Genomic DNA, 6,323 nt, shown 5'->3' on the forward strand with positions numbered 1-6,323 from the left:
TTCGTTACAACTCCTACCAAAAAATATCTTAAAGCCAAGTCACTTGTTGGCAAACCTAGTTGAGTAATACCATTCGCTATACCTAAAAACACAAAGAGTTCAGCTGGATTTACATGCGGAAACAGTCCATTCATGGTATGACATGAAAAGGATGCTGCTGCATAATAGCTAGGTTTGTATTTTTCTGGTAAAAATTTGCCTAATGATAATGTCATGGGATTGCAGAAAAAGAATGTTCCAACCACAGGTAGTATAAGATATCTTGTAAATACATTTCTTGAACTAGCTTTTGCTAATTTTTCAACCTTTTCAGGACCAACAAATTTTATTAATGCATTCATTGCAACAAGGAGCATTATTAATGTGGGAACTATCCCAGAAAGCATATTTACAAATGTTTTTCCACCTTCTTGAAATAAACCTATAAAAACTTCCGCCGCATGTGTCAATACTTCCATAAAATTACCTCCTTTTTGTTCTTTTATTTAATTTTGCATAACTACTTATAAACTATTTAAAACATTTCTTCTATTCCTCACCTCCTTCACCAGAAAATTTTTTAAAATTTTCTATTGCATTCTCTATAGCTTTAGCTGTCAATTTGTCAAAATTTTTTAGCGTGTTATTATCTATACTGAGAATATTTTTGTCTTCTAATCCTTTCACAGGTTTCATTCTGGCAAAGACCGAAACACCTTTCATCTTTTCAACTCGAATAATGTTACCATTTCCGTCGACCGCAATTAGAACAACTACCCCAGCTCTTATTTTGCCTTTGTTCTTCCCTATTGCAACTCTTCCTAATTCTCTCATTTTTTTAAAATGCTTATTAAAATGTTTTATTTGCAAATATCCCAAAATACTTTGTATAAACCATGCAGCTCCCAGCAATATAACTATATGCCAAACCATAAAATCCCTCTCTCGGGAAATTGTTTATGAAATTATCTAATAATACATCTTTTACATATTGTTGTTTAATTCAATTAATAATTTTGCAGTTCTTTCTGTAGTAATAAGCACATTTATAAATCTACCATTTAACGCTCCTAATATTGAGGGAACCTTTTCAAGATTTAAATCCGAATTTATAATATTACCATTTATGTCGTAAAATCTAGAACATATATCACCAACTGCATTTACCTTTTTCAAAAATTCAATATCTTCATTTCCAAAATAACCTGACCATATTAGATTAGAAGACTTAATAGGTGCGCCTATTCCTACCACTGCAATATTAACTTTATTCCATAATTCTAGTATTGATCTTAAATTATTATCATTCATAATAGCTTTTTTCGTTTCTTTTTCTGCAGTAATAGCCGGAGCATAGAGATAATGTCCTTTAGCCTTAAAGGCAGACGCAACTTTTGATACTATTGTATTAACATGGTATTCACTTTCTATGTTTCCTGGTCCACCTACAAGGGGAATAATATTAGCAGAAATACTATTACAGTCCGACAATGCATTTGCAACTGCAGCCATGGTAGTACCCCATGCAAACCCAATTACGTCACCATCTTTAACAATTCTCTTTAAATATTCTGCTCCGGCTTTACCAAGCATTTGTTTTAATATTATTTCGTTTTGCTCATCTGTAGATGGTATAACAACTGCTTCTTTTAAAGAAAATTTACTTTCTAATAATTTTTCCAATTCTAAGCACTCACCAAAATCACTTTTGATCACGATTTCTACTATTCCCTTTTCTCTTGCCTTTTTCAAAAGTCTACTTATAGTTGTCCGATAAATACCTAATTTTTTGGATATCTCACTTTGAGTTAAGTTTTCAATATAATACATCTGAGCAATTTTAGCAAGAAGCCTTGTTTCTTCCCACTTACTCATAGCATCACCCCTCATTTTTTATTCTACTTTAGTAGTATAAACTTTTTGACACAAATGTGCAATAGTGTAATATTTGATTTATAAAACGCAAAACATGAGGGGTGATGAGAGTAGAAAATTATATGTTGAGCAACTTAACCACGAGATTTTCCACCTGAAATGTTGTAAGTAACTCCATGAATATAACTTGCTCTTTCTGAAGCCAAAAAACAAACCAAATCTGCTATTTCACTAACTCTACCAGCTCTTCCTAGAGGTATTGATTTATTTTCATAATTTTCTCTTAATTTTTCTACAGTGATACCTCTCGTATAAGCAAGAGCCTTTTCATATTCTAAAGTTCTTAATCCTGTATCTTCAATAATTCCTGGAGCAACTCCTACAACTCTTATTCCATATTTGCCCAATTCCTTTGCCCATGACCTTGTAAAAGCATAAATAGCACCTTTTGTTCCTGCATAGCAACTCTGACCTTCTGAACCTTCAAGACCTGCTTCCGAGCTCATATTAATTATGACACCGTATCCATTTTTTATCATTTCTCGCGCTACTTCCTGAGTGCAGAAAAAAGTGCCCTTTTGATTTACTGCTACCATTAAGTCAAAATCTTGCTCGTTCAACTCATATTTTCCGTTTGGATCTTTAGGATCTACTAAAAGTCTTGGAATATTTATACCAGCATTATTAACCAATATATCAATTTTTCTAAATATCTTAATAACATTCTCTACCATCTTCCTAACACTATCTTTTTTGGCAACATCTGTTTGTAAAAATAGATGTCTTTTTCTTCCCCCACTTAATTGATTTATGACTTTCTCACCATCAGAATTTATATCAGCTATAACTACTGATGCTCCTTGTTCTGCTAACTTAATTGCTATTTCTTTACCTATACCAGAAGCACCTCCTGTTATTATCGCAACTTTGTTTTCTAGATTTAACCACGATTCTCCCATCATATCTACCTCCAACTATATATGTTTTAATTGTCGTCAGGCTTTTTATTTATATTTTTGTTTCTTCTAAATTATTACTGCATGATATATTTTAGTCGTATCTTAATCAAATTTGCACATTTGTGCAATATAATGTAATTTGTGCAGGAGTTTATATTATATATATTCGCTATAAATTTTAAAATTCCTGCTTATGATAAAAAATTTTTTTATTAATCTTATCAATCTCTTATTCACTACAAAGCCTATTCACTTCACACAGCCTGCGATAAAAATGGATTTATATTAGGAGTAAAAATAACAGTAGCAAATGTCCACGACAGCGTAATGTTTGAAGAAGTATTAGAAGAAGTTGAAAAGAAAGTAGGAACACCAAAAGCAATAGCCCCACTTTCTACGTTCCGAAAGTGGGGCTTAAAATTAATTTTGTCAACAAACTAAATATCACTTTACACTTTGTATATAAAGTGATTCAAATTGTTGACAAACCCCACTTTTTATACATGTAAAAAGTGGGATTTGCTTTATATTTGGATATAATTGTATATAATCTGATGAATATTGGATAAAAACCTGCAAATTATGAATTTGTGTTTTATCGCTTCTTCTAGTATCCACGTAAATATTTTTTCGAATATATCTGTGTTTTTGAATTTTCTTTCATAGTTTTTCCCAAAGGTAGAAAAGTGGGGTATTTCTTCGTTTAATCCATATCCTCAAAACCATCTGTAGGTCACATGTGTTTGTATTTCTATTGTTAGTATGTTTTTGTAAATGATAAAATATGTATTTAATGCACTTATTCTGTATGCCTAAATTTTAGCATCTAAACAATATATATATAATAGACATTCAAAATAAGTGCTCTATACTTCAAACAAGGTCACTTCTACCTGCCCTCAATATATTAGTATATAATCTAAAATATAGTACAAAATAACGAAAAAAGGAACTATTGTAAATAGTTATAAATTACAATTACTAATTTTACCCAATGTATAGCAAACCATTTTCCCATAATCATTTTTTTTAATTAAGTCAAAGGCTTGCTTTGCAAATTGCTTTGCCATATATCTATCATATGCAGTGGGACTTCCTCCTCTTTGTTTATGTCCTATGATTGTTACATGTACTTTTCTGTTTAAAGCTTGTTGTAACAATTCGCTATAATGCATTGTTCTTTTTAGTCCTTCACAGATTGTTATTATTATGTATTTATTGCCATTACTAAATTTTTCCTTTACCATATTAACAAGTTCTTCATCACTAATTGGCATTTCAGGTATCAATGCTATATCTGCTGCACCTTGATCAAATGCAGCCTTTGCTATATTTCCAGAATCGCCTCCTAATGTTTCCACTATGTATATTTTGCCAGGCATAGCAGTAGCAGTATCTTCAATATCATTTATAACCTCCAGTGTTTTATTAATAGCGGTATCAAAACCTAGTGTATAATCTGTACCTTTGACATCATTATCTATAGTGGCTGGGACTCCAACTACCTTTGTTCCTAAATCAGACAATTTTTTAGCAGCTCTTAAAGAGCCATCTCCGCCTAATACCACCAGCCAATCTACTCCACTCTTGTTCAAATTTTGCTTTAAATAAATCATTTTTTTGTCATCTTTTAAATTTTCATATCGACCTGTGAATAATATACTTCCTCCTCTTTTCCCTAATGACATACCACTTATACTATTAAAATTAAGATCGATAAAATTATTTTCCTCTACCCCTTTATACCCTCCAATATATCCAATCAAATCACAATCCGTTTTGCTACATAATTTTGCTAATTCCAATATAAACGCATTCATTCCGGGGCAATCCCCTCCACTTGTTACTACACCTATCTTCATGAAATTCACCTCGGAGATATCGATAATCATATCCTATTAAAACTACCAAATATCTCAATATATTGTTTTACAAGTTCTTTGATGTCATTCTGAATAGTAGAAATTAAATGTCTTACATCATTTTTATTAATAGTTCCAATATATCTTTTTATAGTTTTAAAATATGTTATCTTTATTTCAGTTCCAATATTTACTTTGCTTATACCTAATTTTATAGCTTTTTTTATATCTTCTAAAGGTATACCTGTGCCTCCATGTAAAACTAAAGGCACTGATGAAATATCATTAATTTTTGAGAGTCTTTCAAAGTCTAACTTAGGTTTACCTTTATATAATCCATGTGCATTCCCAATAGCTATTGCCAACGAATCTACTTTACTCCTTTCTATGAATTCCACTACACTATCCGGATTAGTTAATGCATCATCAATATTTTCAACATTTTCTTCTATTCCTGATATTCTGCCTAATTCACCTTCTAATGGTATTCCTCTGTCATGGCATAACTCAGCTATCATTCTGGTATTTTTAACATTATTTTCAAAATCAAGCAGTGAGCCATCGTACATTATAGAATCAAATCCATCGTTTATACACTCTTTTATTATTTCTATATTTTTACCGTGATCAAGATGTAAAACAATAGGAATATTAAAATCTTCTTTTAGCTGTTTTGCATAATTAACTATTTTTTTGACTCCTAAAAATTTAACTGTTCCCTCACTCGCCATCAAAAATACAGGAGAACTCAATTCATATGCTCCTAAAACTATGCCTAATGCATCATCATAAAAATTAAAATTGAAACCTCCAATAGCATACTTATTCTTCCTCGCCTCTATAAGTAAATCATTCAAATTATGGGCCCCCTTTTTCGCAATTTTTCTAATTTCTACTTCCTAAATTTATTCGTTAAGATATTTTAAGAATAGCTTTGGAATTTTTAACAATATCCTCCGCTGTCAAACCATAATGTTTTAAAAGCTCTTAAAGCTCTTTAGGTGAACCTGATTGGCCAAATTGGTCTTTTATACCTATTCTCTTTATCTTTACTGGGTATTCTTCTGAAAGAACTTCTGCCACAGCAGACCCAAGCCCACCTATTATGCTGTGCTCTTCTGCTGTTATAACTTTGCCCGTCTTTTTAGCTACTTCCACTATTAAATCTTTGTCTATCGGCTTTATTGTGTGGATGTTCACCACTGTCGCTTCTATTCCCTCTTCTTTTAGTTTATCTGCTGCTTCAATCGCTATGGCTACCATTATCCCTGTCGCTATTATCGCTACGTCTTTCCCTTCTCTTATTACTTCACCTTTTCCTAATTCAAATTTGTAGTTTTGGTCGTGTATATCTGGTACTGCCATCCTCCCCAACCTTATGTATACTGGTCCATAGTGCTCTGCCGCCGCAAATATGGCTTGTCTCGTCTCTTCTGCATCGGCTGGGTTTATTACCACCATCCCAGGTATTCCTCTCATAAGGGATATATCCTCTATTGATTGGTGTGTCGCTCCGTCTTCTCCTACTGTTATGCCAGCATGGGTAGCTGCTATTTTTACATTTAAGTGTGGATAACCTATGGAGTTTCTCACTTGCTCGTATGCTCTTCCTGTTGCAAATATGGCAAAAGTGCTGGCAAAAGGAATT

At 32.3% G+C, this 6,323-nt stretch carries 7 protein-coding genes and 2 pseudogenes; 1 reads left to right on the forward strand and 8 read right to left on the reverse strand.

Annotated features, from left to right (window positions below):
• From srlA to JG780_RS10515, 4 genes are all read right to left on the reverse strand, one after another.
• Positions 1-458, reverse strand: a 458-nt coding sequence (srlA, locus tag JG780_RS10500) for a PTS glucitol/sorbitol transporter subunit IIC (protein ID WP_287570595.1), incomplete at its 3' end; no start/stop codon positions are given.
• Between the two features lie 70 nt (positions 459-528).
• A complete protein-coding gene (locus tag JG780_RS10505) occupies positions 529-912 on the reverse strand; it encodes a transcriptional regulator GutM (RefSeq protein ID WP_003871420.1) in 384 nt (127 codons plus the stop codon).
• Between the two features lie 51 nt (positions 913-963).
• The gene (locus tag JG780_RS10510) at positions 964-1,854 is read right to left on the reverse strand and encodes a sugar-binding transcriptional regulator (RefSeq protein ID WP_287570597.1); all 891 of its coding nucleotides are present in this window, start codon (positions 1,852-1,854) and stop codon (positions 964-966) included.
• Between the two features lie 134 nt (positions 1,855-1,988).
• Positions 1,989-2,813 carry an SDR family oxidoreductase gene (locus tag JG780_RS10515; RefSeq protein WP_003871422.1) on the reverse strand — a complete coding sequence of 275 codons (825 nt, stop codon included), beginning with the start codon at positions 2,811-2,813 and terminating at the stop codon, positions 1,989-1,991.
• A 243-nt stretch (positions 2,814-3,056) separates the two neighbouring features.
• Here JG780_RS10515 and JG780_RS10520 point away from each other — a divergent pair.
• Positions 3,057-3,200 (forward strand): annotated as a pseudogene (locus tag JG780_RS10520) (transposase); the annotation flags it as partial.
• A 194-nt stretch (positions 3,201-3,394) separates the two neighbouring features.
• Here the strand turns inward: JG780_RS10520 and JG780_RS10525 are convergent.
• From JG780_RS10525 to JG780_RS10540, 4 genes and pseudogenes are all read right to left on the reverse strand, one after another.
• Positions 3,395-3,565: pseudogene (locus JG780_RS10525) on the reverse strand (transposase); the annotation flags it as partial.
• A gap of 213 nt (positions 3,566-3,778) precedes the next feature.
• Positions 3,779-4,675 (reverse strand): ATP-dependent 6-phosphofructokinase, encoded by an 897-nt coding sequence (locus tag JG780_RS10530; protein WP_287570598.1) that lies wholly within the window; start codon positions 4,673-4,675, stop codon positions 3,779-3,781.
• A 26-nt stretch (positions 4,676-4,701) separates the two neighbouring features.
• Complete coding sequence (locus JG780_RS10535) at positions 4,702-5,532, reverse strand: class II fructose-bisphosphate aldolase (protein ID WP_287570599.1); 831 nt, start codon at positions 5,530-5,532, stop codon at positions 4,702-4,704.
• A 130-nt stretch (positions 5,533-5,662) separates the two neighbouring features.
• Positions 5,663-6,323: transketolase family protein (locus JG780_RS10540; protein WP_287570600.1), on the reverse strand; the 661-nt coding region annotated here is incomplete at its 5' end.

Origin of the sequence: Thermosipho sp. (in: thermotogales) (genome assembly GCF_020054775.1) — a bacterium.
Classification (GTDB): domain Bacteria; phylum Thermotogota; class Thermotogae; order Thermotogales; family Fervidobacteriaceae; genus Thermosipho; species Thermosipho africanus.